Annotated in this window: 1 protein-coding gene; it reads right to left on the bottom strand. The window is 72.3% G+C overall.

Annotated elements, in window-relative coordinates; all coding sequences use genetic code 11:
* Positions 1 to 2,410: non-ribosomal peptide synthetase (locus tag BLS95_RS53785; RefSeq protein WP_143044330.1), on the bottom strand; the 2,410-nt coding region annotated here is incomplete at both ends.

The following is a 2,410-nucleotide window of genomic DNA, read 5'->3' as shown; positions in this document are numbered from 1 at the left end:
CGTCGTCACGCCCCACCGGACCGGTCTGGAGCACCGCCTCGAACAGCGCCGCCACCAACTCCTCCACCGGACCACGCGGCGCCACCCGCACCGGCTCCACCACACCACCCGGCTCGGGCAGGGCCGACCTGTCGAGCTTGCCGTTGGCGTTGGTCGGGAGCTCGTCCAGGAAGGTGACGGTGGCGGGGACCATGTGGTCGGGCAGCCGCTCGTGCAGGAGGGCGCGGAGTTCCGCGGGTTCCGGCGTGACGTCACCCGACGGCACGACATAGGCGGCCAGGACGCCGCGAACGGGCTGCACCACCGCGGTCCGGACGGCCGGATGCTCGGCGAGGAGCGACTCGATCTCGCCGGGCTCGACCCGCATGCCCCGGATCTTCACCTGGTCGTCCATGCGGCCGAGGTAATCGACCTCGCCGCCCGGGAGCCATCTGGCCAGGTCACCAGTGCGGTAGACGCGAGCGCCGGGCGGGCCGTACGGGTCGGGCACGAACTGCCGCGCCGTCAGCCCTGGCCGGCCGGCGTACCCCTCGGCCAGGCCGATGCCCGCGATGCACAGCTCGCCGGGGGTGCCGATGGGCACCCTGCGCAGGTCCGCGTCGAGGACCTCGATCCTGATCCCCCTGATCGGGGCGCCGATCGGGGTGTGCGTCTCACCCGGCTCGCACTTGTGCCAGGTCACCTCGATGGCGGCCTCGGTGGGACCGTACAGGTTGTGCAGCTCGACGCCGGGCAGCCGGGTGTGCAGGCGTTCGGCCAGCACGGCGGGCAGCGCCTCCCCCGAGCAGATCACCCTGCGCACGGAGGGCAGGTCCAGCTCCGGCTCGTCCAGCAGCGCGTCCAGCATGGACGGGACGAAGTGGATGGTGGTGACGTCGTGCCGGGCGACGAGCCGGGCCAGTGCGGCGGGATCGCGGTGCGCGTCCGGCGGGGCGACCACGAGGCCGGCGCCGGCGATGAGCGGCCAGAACAGCTCCCAGACCGACACGTCGAAGGTGAAGGTGGTCTTGAGCATGACCCGGTCGCCGGACGTGAGCGTGAAGGCGTGGTCGGTCCAGGTCAGCCGATTGACGATCGCCTCGTGGGAGACGAGGACGCCCTTGGGGGTGCCGGTGGAGCCGGAGGTGTAGATCAGGTAGGCCGGAGCCCTGGGCGGGATCTTCAGCGCCAGCGGCCCGCCATCCCCCGCCGTATCAGGACTTGTCGTGATGAAGCCAGGGAAGCGGTCCGGCTCTTCGGTGATCACGACCCGCGCCCTGCCGTCCGTGGCCATGAACGCCAGCCGCTGGTCGGGGTAGCCGGGGTCGAGCGGCAGGTACGCCGCTCCCGCCGCGACCGCGGCGTGCACGGCCACCACCAGATCGACGCCGCGCGGCAGGCACACGCCCACCACGTCGCCCAGGCGTACGCCACGCTCACGCAGGGCCCTGGCCAGCGCGTTGACCCGCCCGCCGAACTCGGCGTAGGTCAGCCACGTACCGTCGGCGTCGCACACCGCGGGCGCGTCCGGCGTCGCGGCCACTCGCCGCGCCAGCAGGTCGGGCAGCGCCGCGAAGCCCTCCGGGCCGCCCGTGGCGTTCCACCGCTCGATCGTCTCGGTGTCGGCGGCGGTGAGCGCGGGCGCCGCGGACAGCCGCTGCTCCGGCTCGGCGGCCGCGGCGGCGAGGATTTCGGTGTAGAGGGTCGCGATGCGCTCGGCGGTGGCCTCGTCGAACAGGTCGGTGCGGTATTCCAGGATGCCGCCGATGCCGCCCGGTTCCCTGCGGAGGTACATGGTGAGGTCGAACTTGGCCGTCGAGGTGCCGACCGCCCTCCACTCCATGCTCAGGCCACCGGCGTCGATCGGCGGACGGTCGGCGTCCTCCAGGCTGAACAGGACCTGCACCAGCGGTGTCGCGCTCAGGTCGCGCTCCGGCCGCAACTCTTCGATCAGCGCTTCGAAGGGGACCTCGGCGTTGGCGAAGGCCTCCAGTGTGGTGGTCCTGACCTGCCTGATCAGCTCCCGGAAGGTGGGGTCACCCGAGCAGTCGGTACGGAGTACCAACGTGTTGAGGAAGCAGCCGATCAGCGGTTCCAGCTCCGGCCTGGGCCGTTCGGCCACGGGTGTGCCGACCACGATGTCGTGCCGGCCGGTGGCGCGGGAGAGCGCGACGGCCAGGCAGGCGACCATGGTCATGAACAGCGAGGCGTTCTCGTCGGCGCCGAGGGTGCGCAGCCGCTCCACGACCTGTCCCGGAACGGTGACCGGGACGTTGGCGCCCTGGTAGTCGCGCCTGGCGGGGCGCGGCCGGTCGGCGGGGAGTTCGAGGCGTTCGGGCATGCCCGCCAGCCGCTCACGCCAGTAGGCCAACTGGGTGTCACGCAGCTCACCCTCCACCCGCGAACGCTGCCACGCCGCGTAATCGGCGTA

Source organism: Nonomuraea jiangxiensis (assembly GCF_900099965.1).
Classification (GTDB): domain Bacteria; phylum Actinomycetota; class Actinomycetes; order Streptosporangiales; family Streptosporangiaceae; genus Nonomuraea; species Nonomuraea jiangxiensis.
This window is presented reverse-complemented; position numbering and strand designations above follow the sequence as displayed.